This is a genomic window from Streptomyces sp. NPDC031132 (genome assembly GCF_055570595.1).
The window spans coordinates 297,396-319,156 of sequence record NZ_JBVIGX010000003.1; the positions used below are offsets into that span (position 1 = coordinate 297,396).

A 21,761-nucleotide genomic window follows, 5' to 3' on the forward strand; every position below is an offset into this window, starting at 1 on the left:
GCCGAGGCGAAAGAGAAGTTGGTGAACGACCGCCCCTCGTCGGGCCTGTACCCCGAATCCGGGTACGACGGCCTTTCTGACACCACTTTCGCCGGTGACGCGGCCTATGTTTCCTACGAAACGCAGGGCCAGGGGTACGACTACGCCTCTTACGCCTCCTACGAGACCGGCACGTACGACTCCACCGCCTGGTCCGCTCAGGGCAGTTACCCGCAGGACGGCGGCTACCTGTCGACCATCCCCGCCCAGGGCGGCGCCATCGAGGACGCCGGTACCGGACAGTGGGATGCGAGCGCCTGGAACCAGCCGGGCAGCGGCAGCACGGATTACCAGGCCACCGCCTTCGGCTACGAGCAGACCGGGCAGGCCGCGCAGACCGGGCAGTGGGCGATGCCGGGTTACGGCACCACGGGCACCGAGACCGGAGCGTACGACGCCACCGCCTGGAACACCGTCCCGCAGCACGAGCAGCAGACCCAGACCTTCTCGTACGACTACCAGTACGAGTACCAGCAGCAGCACGAGGCGCAGCCGCAGCCGCAGCAGCAGCACGCGGACACGGGTTACGCCTACGAGGCGCAGGCCGCCCCCGCCGCCGACGGCTACAGCGAGACCGCCGTCTTCGAGGTCCTCGACACCGAAGCCCCCGAGCCGGACCAGGACCACGGCCTCGCCCTCGACCAGGACTTCGGGCTCGATCTCGATGCCGATGCCGACCTCGCGGCCGCCCCGGTGCACGACCTGCCCACCCAGGCCATGCCGGTCACCCCGGCCGCCGCGCCCGTGCCGCGCGGCTCGCGCCGCGCCGGTACCAAGACCAAGTCGGCGTCCACGGCCGCTTCGCCGTCCGGAAGCGGCGGCGGCAGCAGCCGGCGCCGCACCCCGGCGAAGCGTTCCGCCCTGCTGACCGTGGCCGTGCCCTCCGCCTGCGTGATGGGCGTCGCCGGTGTCGCGGCCGCCTCCGTCGGCGGACTCACCTCCGCGGACAAGCCCGTCGAGGACACCACCACGATGGCCGCGCCCGACCCGGCCTCGGTGAAGCCCGTCGCGGCGAACAGCAAGCTCGACACCCAGCTGACGGCGCTCAGCGCCGACGCGGGCGACTTCGCGGACCGCGCGAGCCGCACGCAGGAACGCATCGACCTGCGCCAGCGCCAGGACGAGGAAAAGAAGAAGAAGGCGGAGGAGGAGGCGGCCAAGGAAGCGGCCCGCCCCAAGTTCGCCATCCCGGTCGGGCAGCACGGCCTCAGCGCCAGCTTCGGACAGGCCGGCGGCATGTGGATGTCCGTGCACACCGGCATCGACTTCCCGGTCTCCTACGGCACCCCGGTCATGGCCGCCACCGACGGCACCGTGCGCACCCAGTGGAACAGCGCCTACGGCAACATGGCCATAGTGACCTCGCCCGACGGCACCGAGACCTGGTACTGCCACCTCAGCAGCACCAAGATCCGGTCCGGCAAGGTGAAGGCGGGCGACGTCATCGCCTACTCGGGCAACTCCGGCAACTCCACGGGCCCGCACCTCCACTTCGAGGTACGGCCCGGCGGCGGCTCGGCGATCGACCCCCTGCCCTGGCTCCGCAGCCACGGCCTGGACCCGACCTGAGCCCGACCGGCCGGGGAACCGATCCCCCGGCCTCCCGGCACTCCCGGCCCCCCGCTTACAGCTTCTGCACCGGCGCGTAGCGCAGCAGCAGGCGCTTCGGCTTGTCGTCCCCGAAGTCGACGGTGGCCTGCGCGTCCGCGCCGGCGCCCCTGACCTCCATGACCGTGCCCAGCCCGAACTGGTCGTGCGTGACCCGGTCCCCGACCGCCAGCGCGATGACCGGCTTGTCGGCGGCCCGTCGCGTCGCGAACCCGGACGGCCCCGACTTCGTACGCGACGAGGACAGGAACGCCTCCGGCGAGGTACCGAACGTGGCCTTCCCGCCGCCCGAGCTGCCCGAGCCGTAGCCCGATCCCGAACTCCGCATCGGGCCCGCCGGCTTCTGCGCGGCGCCCGTGCGCTTCCACTGCAGGTACTCGGCCGGGATCTCCTCGAGGAACCGCGACGGCGGGTTGTACGAGGGGGTGCCCCACGCGCTGCGCATGCTGGAGCGGGTCAGGTACAGCCGCTCGCGCGCCCGCGTGATGCCCACGTACGCGAGGCGGCGCTCCTCCTCCAGCTCCTTGGTCTGGCCCAGGGCCCGCATGTGCGGGAAGACCCCGTCCTCCATGCCGGTCAGGAAGACCACCGGGAATTCGAGGCCCTTGGCGGTGTGCAGGGTCATCAGCGTGATGACGCCCGAGCCGTCCTCGTCCTCGTCCGGGATCTGGTCGGAGTCGGCGACGAGGGCGACCTGCTCCAGGAATTCGGCAAGGGTCCCGGGGTTGTCCTCGTCCCGGGCCTGCTCGAACTCCAGCGCCACGGCCGCGAGTTCCTGGAGGTTCTCGATGCGCGTCTCGTCCTGCGGGTCGGTCGAGGCCTGGAGCTCGGCGAGGTAGCCCGTACGCTCCAGCACCGCCTCCAGGACCACCGCCGGGCCCGCGCCCGAGTCGACGATCGTGCGGAGCTCCTCCATCAGCACGTTGAACCGCTTCACCGCGTTGGTCGAGCGCGCGGCCATGCCGAACGCCTCGTCCACGCGCCGCAGCGCCTGCGGGAAGGTGATCTTCTCGCGCATCGCGAGCGCGTCGATCATCGCTTCGGCGCGCTCGCCGATGCCGCGCTTGGGCACGTTCAAGATCCGGCGCAGCGGGACGTTGTCCTCGGGGTTCGCCAGCACGCGCAGGTACGCGAGGACGTCCCGGACCTCCTTGCGCTCGTAGAACCGGACGCCGCCGACGACCTTGTAGGGGAGTCCCACGCGGATGAAGATCTCCTCGAACACACGCGACTGCGCGTTCGTCCGGTAGAAGATCGCCACGTCGCCCGCCTTGGCGTCGCCCGCGTCCGTCAGCCGGTCGATCTCGTCGGCGACGAACTGCGCCTCGTCGTGCTCGGTGTCCGCGACGTAGCCGGTGATGACGGCGCCGGTGCCGGCCTGGGTCCACAGGTTCTTGGCGCGGCGGTTCTCGTTGCGCTCGATGACCGCGTTGGCGGCGGACAGGATCGTCTGCGTGGAGCGGTAGTTCTGCTCCAGCAGGATCGTCGTCGCGTCCTTGTAGTCCTCCTCGAACTGGAGGATGTTGCGGATGGTCGCGCCGCGGAAGGCGTAGATCGACTGGTCCGCGTCACCCACCACGCACAGCTCGGCCGGCGGCAGGTCGGGGTAGCCGGTGCCGACGAGCTCGCGCACCAGCGTGTACTGGGCGTGGTTGGTGTCCTGGTACTCGTCCACCAGGACGTGCCGGAAGCGCCGCCGGTAGTGCTCGGCGACGTCCGGGAACGCCTGGAGCAGGTGCACCGTGGTCATGATGATGTCGTCGAAGTCGAGCGCGTTGGCCTCGCGCAGCCGCCCCTGGTACATCGCGTACGCCTGGGCGAGCGTCTTCTCGAAACCGTCGGCGGCCTGCCCCGCGAACGCGTCCTCGTCGATGAGCTCGTTCTTGAGGTTCGAGATCTTGGCGTTGAAGGCCTTGGGCGGGAACTTCTTCGGGTCCAGGTCCAGGTCGCGGCAGACGAGCGCCATCAGGCGCTTCGAGTCGGCAGCGTCGTAGATCGAGAACGACGAGGTGAAGCCGAGCCGCTTCGACTCGCGGCGCAGGATGCGCACGCACGCGCTGTGGAAGGTGGACACCCACATGGCGTTGGCGCGCGGGCCGACCAGGCCCTCGACGCGCTCCTTCATCTCGCCGGCGGCCTTGTTCGTGAAGGTGATCGCCAGGATCTGGCCGGGGTGGACGCCCCGCGCGGCCAGCAGGTGGCCGATGCGGTGGGTCAGCACCCGGGTCTTGCCGGAACCGGCGCCGGCCACGATGAGCAGCGGGGACCCCGCATGCACCACGGCCGCGGCCTGCTGCTCGTTCAGCCCGTGCAGGAGGGTCGCGGGGTCGATGACGGGCTTCGGAGAGCCGTCCCGGTAGTACGCGTCCCCGCGCCCCTCACTGCCGCCGGCAATGTCGAATCGGCCCCCGAAGAGATCGTCCGCACCCGGCTCCGGGGCGGCGTGGTCCTCGGGCGGCGGAGGGACCTCGTCGGAGGGGGAGAGGTCCGCCAGGAAACTGTCGTCAAAGAGGCTGCTCATCGCTTTCCGAGTCTAAAGGTCGGGACCGACACGCCAGCACGAGTTCCAGGAGACCGGGGAAACACAGCTCCAGATCGTCCCGGCGCAGCGTGAGGTAGAGCCTGCGCCCCTGCGGGCGCTGGGAGATCACCCCGCCCTCGCGGAGCGTCTTGAGGTGGTGCGTGACGCTGGACCTGGGCAGGTCGGGCACGACCTCGCCGCAGGACGCCTCCCCGCCGGAGGCGAGCTTGCGGACGATCTCGAGGCGGGCGGGATGCCCGAGGGCCGCGAGCACCTCGGCCAGGTCGAGATCCTCGGCGCGGGGGTGGATCGGCTCGGCGGCGGCAGGCATGCGGCCACTGTACGCAGATCTCGTACGGACCCTCCCGCGTACCGACGGACCCGCTTCCCGGGGCGGCCGGGAGCCCCCGTACGCTCGGCGCCATGGACGTACTCATCAATGTCTTCGTGGGCCTGCACATCATCGGTATCGCCTCCCTCCTGGGCGGTTTCCTGACGCAGATGAAGGCGATGAGCGCCGGCACCGCCCGCTTCGTGCCCGCGATGCTGCACGGCGCGCTGACCATGCTGGTCACGGGCGTCCTGCTGGTCGGCTTCCGCGAGATGGACGGCGGCCACGTCAACAACATCAAGATCGGCGTGAAGCTCGCCGTCCTCTTCGTGATCCTCGCCCTCGTGTACGTGAAGCGGGACGAGGAGCGGGTGGACAAGGCGCTGTTCGGCGCGGTCGGCGGACTGACCGTGGTCAATATCTTCATCGCCGTCCTCTGGCGCTGATCCGCAAGCGCCACATCCGGTCACCTCGGGTCACGTCAGAGCACTTGCGATCATCTCGTCATCCGACCGTTACCTTCAGGTCTAGCGTCCTCCTCCAAGCACCGAGCTCCCGAGCGAGGAAGGACGTGAGGCCCTCGTGGCCAGTCACCGAAAGCCCAGGCAGCGCCCGCTCCACCCGCTCTCCCGCGGCACCGTACGGACCGCCGCCACGCTCGCCCTCGCGGGCGCTGCCACCGCCACCGCCTTCGAAGGCACCTCGCAGGCCGACCCCCAGCAGACGCCCTCCCAGGTGAAGGCGGAGGTGGACCGGCTCTACGAGGAGGCCGAGGCGGCGACCGAGCGGTACAACGGGGCGAAGGAGAAGGCCGACGACGCCCAGCGCGCGCTCGACGGCCTGCGCGACGAGACCGCCCGCAAGACCGACCGGCTCAACACCGCCCGCAGGGCGCTCGGCTCCCTGGCCGCCGGCCAGTACCGCAGCGGCGGTCTGGGACCCGCCATGCAGCTGGCGCTCGCCGCGGACCCGCAGGAGTACCTGGCCCGGGCCTCGTTCCTGACCCGGACCGGCGATCGCAGCGCCGCCGAGATCTCCTCCGTACGGCGCCAGCTCGACGAGGTCGGACAGCTGAGGGACCGGGCCGCCGGCCGGCTCGCCGACCTGCGCGCCCGCGAGGGCGAACTCGCCGAGCACAAGGCCACCGTCGAGGGCAAGCTCGGCACCGCCAAGCGGCTGCTGGCCAAGCTCACCGCCGAGCAGCGGGCCGCGTACGAGGCCCAGTCGGCCCCTGCGGCCCCGGCCGGTCCGCGCGCCACGCCACCCCCGGCGCCTTCGGACGGTACGCGCGCCGCCCGCGCGGTGGCCTTCGCGTACGGGGCGATCGGCAAGCCGTACGTGTGGGGCGCGACGGGACCGGGCTCGTTCGACTGCTCCGGGCTGACCCAGGCGGCCTGGCGCTCGGCCGGGGTCTCCCTGCCCCGCACCACCTACACCCAGATCAACGCCGGACAGCGCGTCTCGCGCGACCAGCTGGCCCCCGGCGACCTGGTGTTCTTCTACTCCGGGGTCACCCACGTCGGCCTGTACATCGGCAACGGCCAGATGATCCACGCCCCGCGCCCCGGCTCGACGGTCCGCGTGGCCCCGATCGACTCCATGCCCTGGGCCGGCGCCTCCCGCCCGGCGTGAGGCGGGCGCCGCACTACGGCGCCTTGACCTGCGTGCTCAGCCAGCCGAAGGTCTGCGGGATCTGCTTCGACCACGAGTCGAGGTTGTGGCCGCCGACCACCTTCTCCGCGTGCACCGTGGTCGGGTTCTGCGCGATGGCCTTGAGGTCCGTGCCGGACAGGTAGCCGTCCTGCTCGGCCCCCGACATCCACAGCGCGACCGCCGGCGGTGTGGGCGCGGCCTTGAGCAGGGCCTTCAGGTTGTGGGTGCGCCGCATCTCCGGGTTCTGGGCGACCAGGGAGGTGGGCTCCTGGCCCGGGTCGTTGTAGCCCGACAGGGAGACGGCCGCGCTGTAGCGGTCGGGGTGGAGGATGCCCAGCTTGGCGGCGCAGTACGCGCCCGCCGAGTACCCGGCGACGCCCCAGGTGCGGGCCTCGTCCGACGCCCGGAAGTTGTCGACGACCATCTTGCGGACGTCGACGCTGAACCAGCTGTCCGCGTTGACCTTGCCCGGGATGTTCGCGCAGCCGGTGTCGCCGTTGCCCAGCAGCATGGCGCGCGGCGAGACCAGGATGAACGGCTGCACCTTGCCGCTCTTCATCAGCGGCTCCAGCACCTCGTGCGCCTTGAGCCCCTGGAACCAGGACTTGCCCGTCCCCGGTATGCCCGGGATCAGCTCGACCACGGGGAACTTCTTGTTCTTGAACGCCGGGTCGTCGTACTGCGGCGGGAGCCACACCATGACCTCGCCCTTGACCCCCGAGATCTTGCCGTTGAGCTCGGTCTTCTTGACCCGGCCGCCGAGGCCGTCGACCGGCTGGAACTCCTGGAGCACCTTCGGCTCCGCCTTGACCTCCGAGGCCTTCTTCCCGCCGAGCCCGTCCGGGCCCAGGTCGGGGGCGGCGGTGACGTACTTGCCGGTGCCGAGCAGATCGCCCCAGGAGTTGTAGAAGGTCTCCTGCCGGTTCACCGCGAGGAACACCAGCGCAATGGCCGTGACCTGGGCGAACACCACCATCAGGGCGCGGGTCGACACGCGTACGACGGCGGGGCCGCGCACCTTGCTCCACACGGCCAGCGGCAGGACGACGGCGATCGCCGTGAGGGCGATCGCCGTCGCGAAGAGGGGGGTCCCGGTCAAGCTCATCACGCCACCCAAGAGGGCCGCGTGACACCGCGCGGTTGCCCCCGCCCCCTGCGGCGTGGATCACACGCGCGCGAAGGGGCGCACGTGCTCAGACGAGGCGGCGCGCCGTCGCCCAGCGGGTCAGCTCGTGCCGGTTGGAGAGCTGGAGCTTCCTGAGCACCGCCGAGACGTGCGACTCCACCGTCTTCACCGAGATGAAGAGCTGCTTGGCGATCTCCTTGTACGCATACCCGCGCGCGATCAGCCGCAGCACCTCGCGCTCGCGCTGCGTGAGGCGGTCCAGGTCCTCGTCGACCGGCGGCGCGTCCGTCGAGGCGAAGGCGTCGAGCACGAAGCCCGCGAGGCGCGGCGAGAACACCGCGTCCCCCTCCTGCACCCGGAAGATCGAGTCCACCAGGTCGGTCCCGGTGATGGTCTTGGTGACGTACCCGCGCGCGCCGCCCCGGATGACCCCGATGACGTCCTCGGCCGCGTCCGACACCGACAGCGCCAGGAACCGCACCGGGTCCTCGGCCGCCGACATCAGCGGGGCGCAGCGCCGCAGCACCTCGACCCCGCCGCCGCCGGGCAGGTGCACGTCGAGCAGGACCACCTCGGGCCGGGTGGCGGTGATGACGGTGACGGCCTGGTCGACGTCGGCCGCCTCGCCGACGACCTCGACGCCGGTCCGGGCGGTCTCGCCGATCTCGGCCTGCACGCCCGTACGGAACATCCGGTGGTCGTCGACGAGCACCACCCGAACGTTCCTGGCCACTCCCCCGCTGCCGGTCTCTTCGGTCATGCTGCGTTCGCCGCCCTCTCCATCTCCAGCTCGACTTCCGTGCCGCCGTCGGGCGCGGACCGCAGCCGTGCGGTCCCGCCGTTGCGCTGCATCCGGCCGATGATCGATTCTCGTACGCCCATGCGGTCGTCCGGTACCGCGTCGATGTCGAAGCCCGGACCGCGGTCCCGTACGGACACGAACACGGTCTGCCCCTCCACCTCGGCGTACACCTGCACCGGCCCTCCCTCGCCACCGTACTTGGCGGCGTTGACCATCGCCTCGCGCGCGGCCTGGATCTGGGCGGCGAGCTTCTCGTCGAGCGGGCAGTCGCCGACCACGACGACCTCGATCGGGACCCCGTGGTGGTCCTCCACCTCGGCGGCCGTCTTCTTGACGGCCTCCGCGAGGGTGGCCGGCTCCTCGGCCTCGTCCTTGCCGGTGCCCTCCGGCTTGTACAGCCAGTTCCGCAGCTCCCGCTCCTGGGCGCGGGCGAGGCGGCGCACCTCGCCCACGTCCTCCGCGTTGCGCTGGATCAGGGTGAGCGTGTGCAGCACCGAGTCGTGCACGTGGGCGGCGACCTCGGCGCGCTCCTGGGCGCGGATGCGCATCAGGCGCTCCTCGGAGAGGTCCTGGGTCATCCGGATCAGCCAGGGCCCGGCCAGCAGGGCGGTGCCGACGAGGACGGCGAGGGCGGCGGTCAGCACGTTGCCGAGCTGCGCCGCGGAGCCGCGTACGACGATGAAGACGGTCAGGCCCACTCCGACCAGCGCGACCCCGGCGAACCCGCGGGCCATCTGCAGGAGGCGGGCGTTGCGCCCGCCGGCGGCGCCCCAGTGGGCGCGGCGGGCGTTGTCGGCCTGCCGCCATACGAGGACCACGCCGGCGCCGACCAGCAGCGTCGGCCAGACGTAGCGCCCGGACGCGCCCCCGACCTGGACCTTGGCGATGAAGATCCCGGCGCCGATGCACAGTGCGACGAGGGCGGTGATCTGCCCCCTGTCGGGCTTGCGCAGGCGGCGGCTGCCGTCCGGGAGGGTCTCGAAGAAGGAGCGGTGGCCGGTGCGGCCGCCGACGCCCAGCGGTACGAAGACCCAGAACGCGGCGTAGAGCAGCACGCCGAGCCCGTCGCCCCACATGAACAGGCCGAGGAAGGCGAGCCGGACCCAGATGACGGGCAGCCCGAGGTGCCCGGCGAGACCCCGCGCGACACCGCCGAGCATCCGGCCGTCGGCGCTGCGGTAGAGCTTGCGCTGCGGCGGTTCGTCGGCTTCTGCGGCGTGCGGGGGACGGGGGGCGGCGGAAACGGGCATGTTCCTGATGGTCACACGCGCGCGGCACGCGGGGCATCAGGGCATCCCCCCAGTTCTGTAGGGGGGATATCAGGGTTGCGCCAGGGTCGGACCCGGTGCCGCGGGGCGCGGCGGCCCGTCACCATGGGTCCATGACCAAGCACGACTCCCCGCCGTCGCCGGCCGATGCCGGTGTGGCCGGCGCGGCGCCACCGCCTGGCGCCGCCGACCGGCCGCCCCTGCGGCGCAGCAAGCGCGACAAGGTCCTCGCGGGCGTGTGCGGCGGCCTCGGCCGGTACTTCGACCTGGATCCGGCGATCTTCCGGATCGTGCTCGGCGTCCTCGCGGTCACCGGCGGCGTCGGCCTGATCTTCTACGGCTTCGCCTGGCTGCTGCTGCCGGTGGAGGGCGAGGACGACAGCGAGGCGAAGAAGCTGCTGACGGGCCGGGTCGAGGGAGCCACCCTGGCCGCGGTCTTCGCGGCCCTGGTCGGCTGCGCCCTGTTCCTGTCGATGCTGGACAACGGCGGGCTGGCCGTGTTCTCCGTCCTGGTCATCCTGGCCCTCGGCGGGGCCTCGTACTGGTCGCAGCGCCGCCGCAGCACCGCCGCGCCCGAGGCGGAGCCCCAGGCGGCCCACCGCCCGGGTCCGCCGGAGACCCAGGCTCCGCCCGTGCCCGGCGCCCCCTCCTGGTGGCGGGACCCGCTGGTCAAGGACGGCACCACCGGCCCCGTCGGGGCCACCGGATACCTGTGGGGGCCGGACGATTCCGCCGACGCGAACGCCGCCCGGAACATCGCGGGCGGCAAGGCCGCGGCGGCGGCCGAGCGAGCCGCCGCCCCGCGGGTTCCGCGCGGCGGCATCGGGGGGCGGGTGTTCGTCCTGGCCCTGCTGGCCGGGGGCGCCGCCACCGCCTCGGTCTGGCAGGGCAGCACCCTCTCGCACGCACTCCAGATCGGGCTCGCCTCGGCCCTGGCGGTCTTCGGGCTCGGCCTCGCGGTCAGCTCGGTCAAGGGCCGCACCGGCTTCGGTACCGTCCTGCTCGCGCTGATGACCGCCGGGCTGCTCGCCGGGGCGTCCGCGCTGCCCCGCGAGATCGGCACCGACTGGAAGGCCGTGGAATGGCGGCCGGCCGCGGTGGCCGACGTCAGACCCCTGTACACGGCGGGCACCGGGCTGGCCACGCTGGACCTGAGCCGCCTGGACGTGCCGAAGGGCACCACCCTGTCCGTGCGCGCCACCGCCGAGGCGGGCCGGCTCAAGGTGATCGTGCCCCGCGAGGTCACGGCGCAGGCCGACGTGTCGGTCAGGCTGGGCGACATCAGGCTGCCCGGGGACACCAGCCAGGAGATACGCATCAAGAGCGGCGGCGAAACCCAGCAGGCGACCCTCAAGCCGCCGGCCGGCACCGAGGCCGGGGGAACGATCGAGCTGCACCTGAACGCGGGTGTGGGACAGGTGGAGGTGGCCCGTGCGGCGTCATGAGTTCCAGCCCGGACGGCTGCTGGCCGGCCTGGTCCTGCTGGCCGCGGGCGTGCTGTACCTGCTCGACGCGACCGGCGAGGCCGACCTGCCCTGGTTCCTGGTCATCCCGATGGCCATGGGCGGGCTCTGCCTGGCCGCGCTGGTCGGGGTGGTGACCTACGCCGTCCGCCGGGACCGGCGCGACCGGATCACCGAGTCCAGCGACAGGTAGGGCGCACCGGCCAGGATCATCGGGATCCAGGCCATCAGGTAGATCAGGTCGTTGCCGTAGTAGTACGGGGACACCTGCCAGGACACCGTGAGCCACAGGCTGAGCGAGATCAGCGCTCCGCCGGTGGCCGCGATCCGGGTCAGCAGGCCGGCCAGGACGCCCAGGCCCACCAGGAGCTCTCCGATGGCGAGCACGACGGCGAAGCCGACGGGCGAGAGCAGGGCCCAGTCCACCAGGGCGGGGATCGCGGACGTGTCGCGCACGCCGTGCATCTGCTCGCCGATGGAGCCGGGGCCGGAGGCGGACAGGAACGCGGAGTCGGTCAGCTTGTCCAGGCCCGCGTAGACGAAGGTCACGCCGAGGAAGATCCGCAGCGGCAGCAGGGCGTACCGGGCGGCCTGTTCCCGCAGTCCGGTAGGGCCGGAAGGGCCGGCGGAAGGGACATCAGTTCGGGTCACGCCCCATGTGTACCCCGTTCACTCGGCCACGTCGATGGTGCAGCGGTTGGATTCCACTCCGGCGGCCGTGACCACTTGGACCTCGATGCGCCCGGGTTCCACTTCCGCCGGGACCGGCACCGTCAGGACCGAGTCCGAGGGGTTGGTGAACCCGCCCGCGACCGGCACCAGCGGAACGTGCACGTGCACCGCCCCGACCCGTACGACCAGCCGGGCCAGCATCTCCGGCGTCTGCGCCCCCGGCGGCACGAACCCCACGCCGCGGATCTCGATGTCGTCGCCCGGCCGGATGGCCGCGTCGAGGTCGCCGGGCTCCCGTCTGCGGACCACCGACAGCACCAACGGACGGGTCACCTCCGCGTACTTCGCCGCCAGGTACACCGCCGCCGACAGGGCCACCAGCATGGCCAGCGCCCACGGCAGCCGTGGCAGCCGGTCCGGGAACCGGGCCATCGACACCGCCGCGAAGGCCAGCACCACCGTGGAGACCAGCACGTACTGCGCGTCCGGGAAGCTCCCGCGGCCCGCGTCGTCCGTCAGCAGGTCCGCCCCGCGCGGCCGGTCGGCCGGCAGCTTCTGCATCCGCTGGCCCATGATCCGTACGGTGACCACCCGGCGCACCAGCACCGCCACGGCCGAGGTCAGCGCGACCACCGCCAGCAGCGGCAGCGCCCGCCCCAGCGCCAGCCCCGCGTACAGCGCCTGCCGTTCCGGGCCGGGCGAGGAGGCCGCCAGCCGCAGCGCGGGCAGCAGCGCGGCGAACGCCGTCAGCACCACCCACGCAGTCGGGACCGCCTTCGAGGTGGACAGCCGGTTGTCCTCCCCGACCAGCGGGGCGAGCAGGCCGCCGCGCAGCGACTGGGCGCGGGCGGCGACCGTGAGCAGTCCGGCCAGGACCACCGCCGCGAGCAGCCCGGCGGTACGCGCCGTGGACCAGCCGGTGCCGAGCGCGGTGCCGACCTGCACCAGCAGCAGCACCCCGGCGGCGATCCACACGGCGAGCACGGCCCGCCGGGAGAACAGGTACAGCCAGGAGGTGCCGGCCTCCCGGCCCCGGTCGGCGACCGTACGGGCCGACAGGGTCAGCTCGTCGGAGACCCACTGCCGGGACGCCCCGGCGGACCGGGCCACTGCCGCGGGCAGGCCCTGGCCCGCGGCGAACTCGTCCCTCTTCTCCGTGAACGCGGCGACCGCCCGCCGGTGCCCCTCCTGCGCGCCGTGCGGGCAGTCGTCACAGGTGCAGGTGCCGCCGTGGGTGCTTCGGGACATCTCTTGGACAGCCACGTGCGTGCCGCCTCTCTGAACTACGGTGCAATGCCAGCGAATTGTGCACCACTGCGGCAGTGCTCCGGATTGCGCACGATGTCAGAGCAGGTGATTAACCGTTCATGATGTTGACGTCACCCGCCCGGCCCAGTCCCGCGTCACGGGGCAACGGTCTGCCAGAGGGGCTGGTAGCTGACCCAGGCGGCGAGATCCGTGCCGAACCGCTCCCGCGCGGCGAGCGCGCTGCGGTGGTCGATCGGCACCGGCTTCCCGGCGGCCCGCGCGATCAGCTGCACCTGAGCGGCGCGCTCCGCCGCGACGAACCACCAGGCCGCCGCGTCCACGGAGGCGCCGACCGTCAGCAGCCCTCGGTTGCGCAGGACCAGCGCCTTGAACGGGCCCAGGGCGCGGGCGATCCTCCCCGAGTCCTCCGGCCCCGCGAACCCGTCGAGGAGCGCGTGGTCCTCGTAGAAGGCGCAGGCCTCCTCGCTGATCGGGGCGAGCAGTTCCCCGAGCGCGGCCAGCGCCCTGCCGTACGGGGCGTGCGTGTGCACCACCGCCACCGCGTCGGGGCGGGCCCGGTGCACGGCCGCGTGCACCGCGAAGGCCAGCTCGTTGACCCGCCGGTCCCCCTGCCGCACGCGCCCGTCCCCGTCGACGAGGAGCAGGTCGTCGGCGGTGAGTGAGGACAGGGCCTGCCCGAAGGGGTTCACCCAGTAGCAGTCCTCGAACTCCGGGTCCCGCGCGCTGGCATGGCCGGCCACCCCCTCCTCGTACCCGAGCCGCCCGAACAGCCGCAGCGCCCCGGCCAGCCGCTCCTTGCGGGAGGCGCGCTCCTCGGCCGCCCCGGTGTGCGCGGGCGGCATCGAGAACCGCAGCCGGTCCACGGGGACGGGTGCGGGTACGGGTACGGGCGCGGGCTGATCCGGCATGACCCCCTCCTTCGGCTCGCCGCGCAAGGTACCGGCGGCCGCGCCAAGTGGCCATACATGCGGCGAAGCCGCCGCTCCCCGGGGGGAACGACGGCTTCGCGGGCCCTGCGTACAGCGGTGGGGACTACTCCCACTCGATGGTGCCCGGGGGCTTGCTCGTGCAGTCGAGGACGACGCGGTTCACGTCCGGCACCTCGTTGGTGATGCGGGTGGAGATCCGCGCGAGCACCTCGTACGGCATGCGCGTCCAGTCCGCGGTCATCGCGTCCTCGGAGGAGACGGGGCGCAGCACGATCGGGTGGCCGTAGGTGCGGCCGTCGCCCTGGACGCCGACGCTGCGGACGTCCGCGAGCAGGACGACCGGGCACTGCCAGATCTCGCGGTCCAGGCCGGCCGCGGTCAGCTCGTGGCGGGCGATGGCGTCGGCCTCGCGCAGCAGGTCCAGGCGCTCCTTGGTGACCTCGCCGACGATGCGGATGCCGAGGCCGGGGCCCGGGAAGGGCTGGCGCTGGACGATCTCGTCGGGCAGGCCGAGCTCCTGGCCGACCATCCGGACCTCGTCCTTGAACAGCTGGCGCAGCGGCTCGACGAGCTCGAACTCGATGTCGTCGGGCAGGCCGCCGACGTTGTGGTGGGACTTGATGTTCGCGGTGCCGGTGCCGCCGCCGGACTCGACGACGTCCGGGTACAGGGTGCCCTGGACGAGGAAGGCGACCGCGGGGCCCTCCTCCTGGAGGATCTCCAGCTGGGCCTGCTCGAAGACGCGGATGAACTCGCGGCCGATGATCTTCCGCTTGGTCTCCGGGTCGGAGACGCCGGCGAGCGCGCCCAGGAAGCGCTCCTGCGCGTCGACGACCTTCAGCTGCACGCCGGTGGCGGCGACGAAGTCCTTCTCGACCTGCTCGGTCTCGCCCTTGCGCATCAGGCCGTGGTCGACGTACACGCAGGTCAGCTGCGAGCCGATGGCCTTCTGGACGAGGGCCGCGGCGACCGCGGAGTCCACGCCGCCGGAGAGGCCGCAGATGGCGCGCTTGTCGCCGACCTGCTCGCGGATGGCCGCGATCTGCTCCTCGACGATGTTGCCGGTGGTCCAGGTGGGCTCGAGGCCGGCGCCGCGGTAGAGGAAGTGCTCCAACACCTGCTGGCCGTGCGTGGAGTGCATCACCTCGGGGTGGTACTGCACGCCGTACAGCTTCTTCTCGTCGTTCTCGAAGGCCGCGACCGGGACGACGTTCGTCGACGCGGTGACGGTGAAGCCCTCGGGGGCGGCGGAGCAGGCGTCGCCGTGCGACATCCACACCGACTGGTTCACGGGGGTGCCCTCGAACAGCGTCGAGCCGCTCTTGGAGACGGCGAGCGGCGTACGGCCGTACTCGCGGGCGCCGGTGTTGTCGACGGTGCCGCCGAGGGTGGTCGCCATCAGCTGGAAGCCGTAGCACATGCCGAAGACCGGTACCCCGGACTCGAACAGGGCGCGGGCGTCGTCCAGACGCGGGGCACCCTCCTCGTAGACGGAGGACGGGCCGCCCGAGAGGATGATCGCCTTGGGGTTCTTGGCCAGCATCTCGGCCACGGGCATCGTGCTGGGCACGATCTCGCTGTAGACCCGTGCCTCGCGGACGCGGCGGGCGATGAGCTGGGCGTACTGGGCGCCGAAGTCGACGACGAGAACCGTGTCCGGGGCGCTGTCGTGGGCGGCGGAGGGTGCTTCTGGCACGGGGCGGCCTTCCGGCGGAAGAGGTGGCTGTTTTGTCGATTCTACCGGTGGCGCAAGCCGCCGCTTTGTCGCACCATCCGAGGTCCACGTCACCGTGACGCCCCGCGACGCCGTGGTCACAGGGCCCGCGGTCGACGCTTCGGAGGCGTACCGGCACGGCGCTCCTGCCGAGCCGTCTCATCATGCGAACCCGGTTGGCCGGAACGGGGACGGACGGTAATAATCCACTCCATGCGCAAGCAGCTGAGCTTCCTCTTTACCTATGGCACCGGCCGGTCCGGTCGCCATGGGTCCTCGTGATGCTCGCTTGAGCCGCTGACTTCCCAGAGCGCCCCGGTCCGACAGGACCGGGGCGCTCTGGCGTTTCCGCTCCTGCCGGAACTACCCACAGGAGTAAGAACATGACCGTGACCACCACCCCCGCGCAGCTGATCGCCGACTCCCGCCGGCGCATCGACGCCATCGACGACCGGATCATCGGCCTGATCCAGGAGCGGATGGCCGTCTCGACCGTCATCCAGGAGGCCCGGATCTCCTCGGGCGGCCGCCGGGTGAACCTGTCGCGCGAGATGGAGGTGCTCGAGCACTGGCGCGAGGCCCTCGGGAAGCCCGGTACCGCGCTCGCCATGACCCTGCTGGAGCTGTGCCGCGGACGCGTCTGACGCCGTCCCGCCTTACGCCTGTTCGTCACTCGTCCGGACCGTGACCGGCCCCGGACGGGCCTCGTTGGTGTGGATGGCCGCGTCAGCCAGGCGCGGGACCGAGCACCACGCGTGGCACCGCCGGAGCGATGAGACGTACGGCCCGTCGGGGACGTGCGTCGTGGGACCTCGCTCCTTCGCGTGACCGGACGGCAGGGGACAGCAGCCCGGTCACCCCCAAAAAGGACGGCCGGCCCGGGGGACGCCCCGGGCCGGCCGTTCTTCTGTCGACGTGGCTGTGCGGCTGCTGCGCGCAACCGCGGTACGCCCGCTACGCGCGCCCGGCGGACCTGCGGCGGCCCAGCACGAACAGCGCGCCGCCGGCGGCGACGAGCGCGGCCGCGCCGATCGCGATCGGGCCGACGGAGCTGCCGGTGGAGGCCAGGCCCCCGGTGGGCTTGGGGCTGTTGCCGGTGCTCGGCGAGACCGTCGGGGTGGCGCTGGCGCCGGGCGTCGGGCCGGCGGTGCCGGTGCTCGGGCTCGGGGTCGGCTTGGGGCCGGCGTCCTTGCCGTTGATCACGAAGGCGGCCTTGTTGTTGGCGGGGTTCGGGTCCCAGCCCTGCGGCTTGGAACCTCCGGGCGACCACTCGCCGACCGTGACCGAACCCTTGGCGTCCTCGACGACCTTCTCGATCTTCAGCTCGAACGAGTAGGCGAACTTCTCCTTCTCGCCGACGACGTGCCCGCTCTCGCAGAAGTAGCGCGGGGCGCCCAGGTTCTCCTGGCGGTAGCTGCCGTCCGCGTTGACCCCGCGGCACTGCTTCGCCACCTTGGTGGCCTTCGCGCCGGCCGGGATCACGATGTCCGTGACGGCCACGGCCTCACCGGAGCGGATGTAGGCGACCCACGCCGGGCCGTTGTTCTGGAAGCCCAGGTCGGCCTTGACGGTCTCGCCCGCCTTGCCCTTGAGGGAGACGGCGCCGGCCACGAGGTCGGCGGTGTTCTTCACCGAGAAGTCGAACTCGTGGTAGCTGTTCCACGGGTCGAGGTCCGCCGAGCGCAGTGCGGCCTTGGCCGGCCGCTCCTTGAGCGTCAGCTTCTTGCCCGTGTTCGGCTTGGCGAGCTTCTGCACGGTCTTCGGCTGAGCGCCGTTCTCGTACAGCGCGTAGCTCATCGACTCGATGAAGGCGTGCGGGGCGGCCTTGAGGGTCAGCGGGCCCGTCTCGTAGACGGCGCCCGGCTCGATCTCTCCCTCGATCGTGCACACCGTCTTGCCCCAGCCCATGCGCCAGGCCTGTTCGGGGTCGTTGTTCGGTGCGGTGTAGAAGCAGTTGTCGTACTGCTCCACGAGCCCCATGCCACGGGTGGCGTTGATCTCCAGCGCCACGCCGGGGACGGACTCCGTGCCCGCGTTGGAGAAGACGATCGGCAGGTCCTGCGTCTGCCCCGGCGTCATCTCCCGCTTCAGCCCGGCGTCCTCCAGGACCAGGTCGGGGCCGCCGACCTTGACCTTGGTGGTGGCGGCCTTGAAGCCGGCGCCCTGGGCCTTGCCGGTCATCGTCAGGTCGGCGGTCGCGCCGACCGTGCTGTTCTTCGCGGCGCGCAGGTCCAGCGTCACGACGGAGCTGTCGTGGTCCCAGAGCACACTGTCCTTGCAGGTGACGGCGGTGGCGCTGACCTCGCAGCCCTCGCCCCGGCCCTCGGCCAGCGCCACGTCCGCGATGCCCTTGAGCCCGGTCAGATCGATCACGAAGGTGATCTGGCCCTCGAAGACCTTCCCGGTCGTGTTGTCGACCCGGAACTCGACCGAGGTCTTCTGTGCCGCCCCGCCCTGGGCCGGGTACGGCCGCAGGCCCACCGCGCCCGGGCCGGTGAGGGTGAAGACGGGGTCGGCGGCGTTCGCCGGGGTGGCGGCCAGTCCCACGGCCGCCAGGCCGCATGCGGCCAGCAGGGAGATGCGCTTTCTCATGCACCCCCAGACCGTCGAACAGGCATCCCAGTTGCACACCTCACCACGTGACGCACGCCACAGGGACCGCCGCCGGATTCCGGTACAACCATCAAGCTTGAACATCTGTCACTTATTTACCGCGGCGGGTACGGCGCTCGGAGGGGGAGCGCCGTACCCGCCGCGGTCATTCCGCGGCTTCCGGTTCCGTCGCACGCGGCGGGACCTCCGGAACCGGCAGCAGCATCGGCAGCCGCAACGCGCCGAACGCCTCCTTCGGGACCGCCGGACGGACCGGTTCCACCGCCGCCAGCCGGGCGTAGGCCCCGCCCTGCTCCGGCCGCGGGTCCTGCTCGCCGTTGTTCGGCCAGTACGACATCGCCCGCTCGGCCTGCGCCGTGATCGTCAGCGACGGGTTCACCCCGAGGTTCGCGGAGACCGCCGAGCCGTCCACCACCGAGATGCCCGGGTGCCCGTACAGCCGGTGGTACGGGTCCACCACGCCCTCCTCGGCGGAGGCGCCGATCGGGCAGCCGCCGAGGAAGTGCGCCGTCAGCGGGGTGCCCATCAGCTCGCCGATGTTGCTGCCCGGGAAGCCGTTGATCTCCTCGGCCAGCAGGGTGGCCGCCTCGGTGGCCTCCTTGATCTGCACCGGGTTCGGCGCGCCGTGCCCCTGGCGGGCGGTGAGCAGGCCCTTCCCGAGGCCGCCGGGCTTGCGGTACGTCGTCAGCGAGTTGTCGAGCGACTGCATGACCAGCCCGATGATCGTCCGCTCCGACCAGCGCCGGTTGGACAGCGAGCGCGCCAGCTGCACCGGGTGCTTCGCGGTCCGGGCGAACCAGGCCCGGACCCGGTGCCGGCCGAACGGCACCTGGAGGACGGTCATGAACCCCATGGCGTTGGAGCCCTTGCCGTAGCGGACGGGCTCGATGTGGGTGTCCGCGTCCGGGTGCACGGACGAGGTGATCGCCACGCCCCGGGTGAAGTCGGCGCGCTGCTCCTTGCCGGGGCCCGCGCCGTGTCGCCTGCGGTAGCGGCGGTCGTCGGTCTGCGCGCCGACCAGGCCCTCCGAGTTGGTCCGGGTCAGCTCGCCGAGCCGCTGCGAGATCCGCGGGAGCAGCCCGTTGTCCTTCATGGTGTGCAGCAGGGTCTGGGTGCCGTACGTGCCCGCCGCGACGACCACGTACCGGGCGCGCAGTTCCTTGGCGACGCCCCGGCGGCGCGCGTCCGTGGGGACGGTGCGGATCCGGTGGCCGCCGTCGGGGTGCTCGGCGAGCGCGGTGACGGTGGTCATCGGGTGGATGACGGCGCCGGCGCGCTCGGCGAGGTGCAGGTAGTTCTCGTTCAGGGTGTTCTTCGCGCCGTGCCGGCAGCCGGTCATGCACTCGCCGCACTCGGTGCAGGCCTTGCGGGCGGGGCCGGCGCCGCCGAAGTACGGGTCGGGGACCTCTTGGCCGGGGCGGGCCTCGCAGCCGCCCTCGGCGTCCGCGCCGTCGCCGAAGAAGACGCCGACCGGGGCCATGTGGAAGGAGTCCCCGACGCCCATCTTCTCGGCGGCGGCCTTCAGGTGGACGTCGGAGGGGGTCAGCGTCGGGTTGAGGCGTACGCCGAGCATCCGCTTGGCCTGGTCGTAGTACGGGGCGAGTTCCTCGTGCCAGTCGGTGATGGACGCCCACTGCCGGTCCTCGAAGAAGGCTGTGGGCGGCACGTACAGGGTGTTGGCGTAGTTGAGCGAGCCGCCGCCCACCCCGGCGCCCGCGAGCACCATCACGTTGCCGAGCAGGTGGATCCGCTGGATCCCGTACAGCCCGAGGGCCGGGGCCCACAGGTAGTTCCGCAGGTCCCAGCTGTTGCGGGGCAGGCTCTCGCGGGTGAACCGGCGCCCGGCCTCCAGGACGCCGACCCGGTACCCCTTCTCGGTCAGCCGCAGCGCCGAGACCGACCCTCCGAAGCCCGATCCGATGACGATGACGTCGTAGTCGTAATCCTGGTCGTACGACACTGCTTGTGCCTCCCGGTTGGGTCTGGGGGTGTCCGGCGGATCGGGTTCGGGCGGGGCCTGATCGGCAAGACACCCCCTAGCGCAGACGAAGAGCCTTCATGACCTTCAGGCTGCGGGTCATGAACGCCGCGTACTTCTCGTCGTCCATGCCCAGCGAGGGCGCCATCGGGAGCAGCCGCTGGTGGGCGACGGTCTGGGCCTCGGTGTACTTGAGGATGCCCTCGGAGCCGTGGCGGCGGCCGAGGCCGGAGTCCTTCATGCCGCCCATGGGCGCCTGGGCGCTGCCGTAGGCGGGGGCGTAGCCCTCGTTGATGTTGACCGTGCCGGTGCGCAGGCGGGCGGCGACGGCGTGGCCGCGGCGGGCGTCCTTGGTCCAGACGCTGGAGTTGAGCCCGTACGCGGTGGAGTTGGCCTGCGCGATCGCCTCGTCCTCGTCGGTGAACCGGTAGACGGAGACGACCGGGCCGAACGTTTCCTCGCCGCAGACCGCCATCGGCGCCTCGACGCCGTCGAGGATGGTCGGCTCGTAGAAGAGCGGGCCGATGTCGGGGCGGGCGGTGCCGCCCGCGACCAGGGTGGCGCCCTTGGCGACGGCCTCGTCGACGTGCCGCTGGACGGTCTCCAGCTGGCGCTCGCCGACCAGCGAGCCCATGTCCGCGCCGTACGCGAGGGAGGCGCCGAGCCGCATGGCCTTCGTACGGGCGGCGAAGCGCTCGACGAACGCGTCGGCGATCGAGGCGTGGACGTACAGCCGCTCGATGGAGATGCAGAGCTGGCCGGCGGAGGAGAAACAGGCGCGGACGGCGCCCGCGGCGGCCTTCTCGATGTCGGCGTCGTGCAGCACGAGCATGGCGTTCTTGCCACCGAGCTCGAGCGAGACCCCGACGAGGCGGGCCGCCGCGCCCTGGGCGACCTCGCGGCCGGTCCGCGTGGAGCCGGTGAAGGAGACGTAGTCGGCGTGCCGGACCACCTCGGGGCCGACGACGGGTCCGTCGCCGAGGACGATCTGGAAGACCTCGGCGGGCAGTCCGGCCTCGATCAGCAGGTCACGGGCCCACAGGGCGGTGAGCGCGGTTTCGGTGTCGGGCTTCATGACGACGGCGTTGCCGGAGGCGAAAGCGGGCAGCGCGTCACCGACGGACAGCTCGAGGGGGTAGTTCCAGGGCGCGATCTGGCCGACGACCCCGCGCGGCTGGCGCAGCTCGGTGACCTTGGTGAGGGTGGGCATGGCGCCCGTGTGGCCCTTGGGGCGCAGGTACGCGGGGGCCTTGCGGCCGTAGTGCCGGGCGGCGACGGCGACGGCCTGCACCTCCTCGTGCGCGTGCAGGCGGGCCTTGCCGGTCTCCAGCTGGATGAGGTCGAGCACCTCGGCCTGGCGGGCCAGGACCAGGTCGTGGAAGCGGAGCAGTACGGCGGCCCGCTCGCGTACGGGGACCGCTGCCCAGGCGCCCTGGGCGGCGCGGGCCCGGTCGAAGGCCCCGGCCACGTCCTCGGGGGTGGCCTCGGGCAGGTCCGCCAGCTTGGCCCCGGTGAACGGGGTGTGGTTGGCGGTCCGGCCGGAGCCGATCACTCCGCGGGTGAGCCGGGCGACCAGGTCGGGGGTCACCACGTCGGCGGCGGTACGGGCACCGGCCGGGGCGGGGGCGACCGGGTTGGTGGGCTGCGGTGCGCTGCGGAGGGGGGCCGGGGCCTGCGAGTCCGTCATGGCGGTGAGCGTATTCCGCCGGACAGCCTTTGGGTACCCGTCGGTAACCGGATTTTGCCATTTCCGCCAGCGATCGCTGGCAGGATGC

17 protein-coding genes and 1 pseudogene are annotated in these 21,761 nt (G+C 72.1%); 6 read left to right on the plus strand and 12 right to left on the minus strand.

Features of this window, described 5'->3' with window-relative positions:
• Positions 1-21: 21 nt before the first annotated feature.
• Complete coding sequence (locus ACZ49B_RS07040; RefSeq protein ID WP_468301296.1) at positions 22-1,608, plus strand: M23 family metallopeptidase; 1,587 nt, start codon at positions 22-24, stop codon at positions 1,606-1,608.
• Positions 1,609-1,663: 55 nt separating this feature from the next.
• On the opposite strand, the gene pcrA is transcribed toward ACZ49B_RS07040, so the two are convergent.
• The gene (pcrA, locus tag ACZ49B_RS07045) at positions 1,664-4,168 is read right to left on the minus strand and encodes a DNA helicase PcrA (RefSeq protein WP_468301299.1); all 2,505 of its coding nucleotides are present in this window, start codon (positions 4,166-4,168) and stop codon (positions 1,664-1,666) included.
• A complete protein-coding gene (locus ACZ49B_RS07050) occupies positions 4,152-4,499 on the minus strand; it encodes an ArsR/SmtB family transcription factor (protein ID WP_468301302.1) in 348 nt (115 codons plus the stop codon). The genes pcrA and ACZ49B_RS07050 overlap by 17 nt, the downstream gene beginning before the upstream one ends.
• A 92-nt stretch (positions 4,500-4,591) precedes the next feature.
• Between ACZ49B_RS07050 and ACZ49B_RS07055 the strand changes: the two genes are divergently transcribed.
• Both ACZ49B_RS07055 and ACZ49B_RS07060 read left to right on the plus strand, forming a co-directional pair.
• Entirely contained in the window at positions 4,592-4,945 is a 354-nt protein-coding gene (locus ACZ49B_RS07055) for a hypothetical protein (RefSeq protein WP_053786395.1), read from the plus strand.
• Between the two features lie 136 nt (positions 4,946-5,081).
• Positions 5,082-6,131 carry a C40 family peptidase gene (locus ACZ49B_RS07060; protein WP_468301305.1) on the plus strand — a complete coding sequence of 350 codons (1,050 nt, stop codon included), beginning with the start codon at positions 5,082-5,084 and terminating at the stop codon, positions 6,129-6,131.
• A gap of 13 nt (positions 6,132-6,144) precedes the next feature.
• Here the strand turns inward: ACZ49B_RS07060 and ACZ49B_RS07065 are convergent, their stop codons facing one another.
• The 3 genes from ACZ49B_RS07065 to ACZ49B_RS07075 all read right to left on the minus strand — a co-directional run bounded on the left by ACZ49B_RS07065 (position 6,145) and on the right by ACZ49B_RS07075 (position 9,330).
• On the minus strand, positions 6,145-7,257 hold the full coding sequence (locus ACZ49B_RS07065) for an alpha/beta hydrolase (RefSeq protein ID WP_468301307.1): 1,113 nt from the start codon (positions 7,255-7,257) through the stop codon (positions 6,145-6,147).
• Between the two features lie 88 nt (positions 7,258-7,345).
• Positions 7,346-8,038: a LuxR C-terminal-related transcriptional regulator gene (locus ACZ49B_RS07070; RefSeq protein WP_030290583.1), complete on the minus strand. Its 693-nt coding sequence runs from the start codon at positions 8,036-8,038 to the stop codon at positions 7,346-7,348.
• Complete coding sequence (locus ACZ49B_RS07075; protein ID WP_468301310.1) at positions 8,035-9,330, minus strand: ATP-binding protein; 1,296 nt, start codon at positions 9,328-9,330, stop codon at positions 8,035-8,037. Before ACZ49B_RS07075 ends, ACZ49B_RS07070 begins: the two co-directional genes overlap by 4 nt.
• Before the next feature lie 131 nt (positions 9,331-9,461).
• Here ACZ49B_RS07075 and ACZ49B_RS07080 point away from each other — a divergent pair, with 131 nt between their 5' ends.
• Both ACZ49B_RS07080 and ACZ49B_RS07085 read left to right on the plus strand, forming a co-directional pair.
• A complete protein-coding gene (locus ACZ49B_RS07080) occupies positions 9,462-10,793 on the plus strand; it encodes a PspC domain-containing protein (protein ID WP_468301312.1) in 1,332 nt (443 codons plus the stop codon).
• Complete coding sequence (locus ACZ49B_RS07085) at positions 10,780-11,004, plus strand: hypothetical protein (protein ID WP_468301315.1); 225 nt, start codon at positions 10,780-10,782, stop codon at positions 11,002-11,004. The genes ACZ49B_RS07080 and ACZ49B_RS07085 overlap by 14 nt, the downstream gene beginning before the upstream one ends.
• Here the strand turns inward: ACZ49B_RS07085 and ACZ49B_RS07090 are convergent.
• The 4 genes from ACZ49B_RS07090 to guaA all read right to left on the minus strand — a co-directional run bounded on the left by ACZ49B_RS07090 (position 10,950) and on the right by guaA (position 15,377).
• Positions 10,950-11,462 (minus strand): DoxX family membrane protein, encoded by a 513-nt coding sequence (locus ACZ49B_RS07090; RefSeq protein WP_468301318.1) that lies wholly within the window; start codon positions 11,460-11,462, stop codon positions 10,950-10,952. The two genes, ACZ49B_RS07085 and ACZ49B_RS07090, sit on opposite strands and share 55 nt — an antisense overlap.
• An 18-nt stretch (positions 11,463-11,480) precedes the next feature.
• Positions 11,481-12,731: a hypothetical protein gene (locus ACZ49B_RS07095; RefSeq protein ID WP_468301585.1), complete on the minus strand. Its 1,251-nt coding sequence runs from the start codon at positions 12,729-12,731 to the stop codon at positions 11,481-11,483.
• A 155-nt stretch (positions 12,732-12,886) separates the two neighbouring features.
• The gene (locus ACZ49B_RS07100) at positions 12,887-13,660 is read right to left on the minus strand and encodes a class II aldolase/adducin family protein (protein ID WP_468301321.1); all 774 of its coding nucleotides are present in this window, start codon (positions 13,658-13,660) and stop codon (positions 12,887-12,889) included.
• A 124-nt stretch (positions 13,661-13,784) separates the two neighbouring features.
• Positions 13,785-15,377: a glutamine-hydrolyzing GMP synthase gene (gene guaA / locus ACZ49B_RS07105; protein ID WP_468301324.1), complete on the minus strand. Its 1,593-nt coding sequence runs from the start codon at positions 15,375-15,377 to the stop codon at positions 13,785-13,787.
• A 365-nt stretch (positions 15,378-15,742) separates the two neighbouring features.
• Between guaA and ACZ49B_RS07110 the strand changes: the two are divergent.
• Positions 15,743-16,039, plus strand: a pseudogene (locus ACZ49B_RS07110) (chorismate mutase); the annotation flags it as partial.
• A gap of 310 nt (positions 16,040-16,349) precedes the next feature.
• Here ACZ49B_RS07110 and ACZ49B_RS07115 read toward each other — a convergent pair.
• From ACZ49B_RS07115 to ACZ49B_RS07125, 3 genes are all read right to left on the minus strand, one after another.
• A complete protein-coding gene (locus ACZ49B_RS07115) occupies positions 16,350-17,987 on the minus strand; it encodes a site-specific integrase (RefSeq protein WP_468301327.1) in 1,638 nt (545 codons plus the stop codon).
• 166 nt (positions 17,988-18,153) lie between these two features.
• Positions 18,154-19,968, minus strand: a complete 1,815-nt coding sequence (locus ACZ49B_RS07120) for a GMC oxidoreductase (protein WP_468301330.1) — start codon at positions 19,966-19,968, stop codon at positions 18,154-18,156.
• 76 nt (positions 19,969-20,044) lie between these two features.
• On the minus strand, positions 20,045-21,673 hold the full coding sequence (locus ACZ49B_RS07125) for a succinic semialdehyde dehydrogenase (protein WP_468301333.1): 1,629 nt from the start codon (positions 21,671-21,673) through the stop codon (positions 20,045-20,047).
• Positions 21,674-21,761 lie beyond the last annotated feature (88 nt).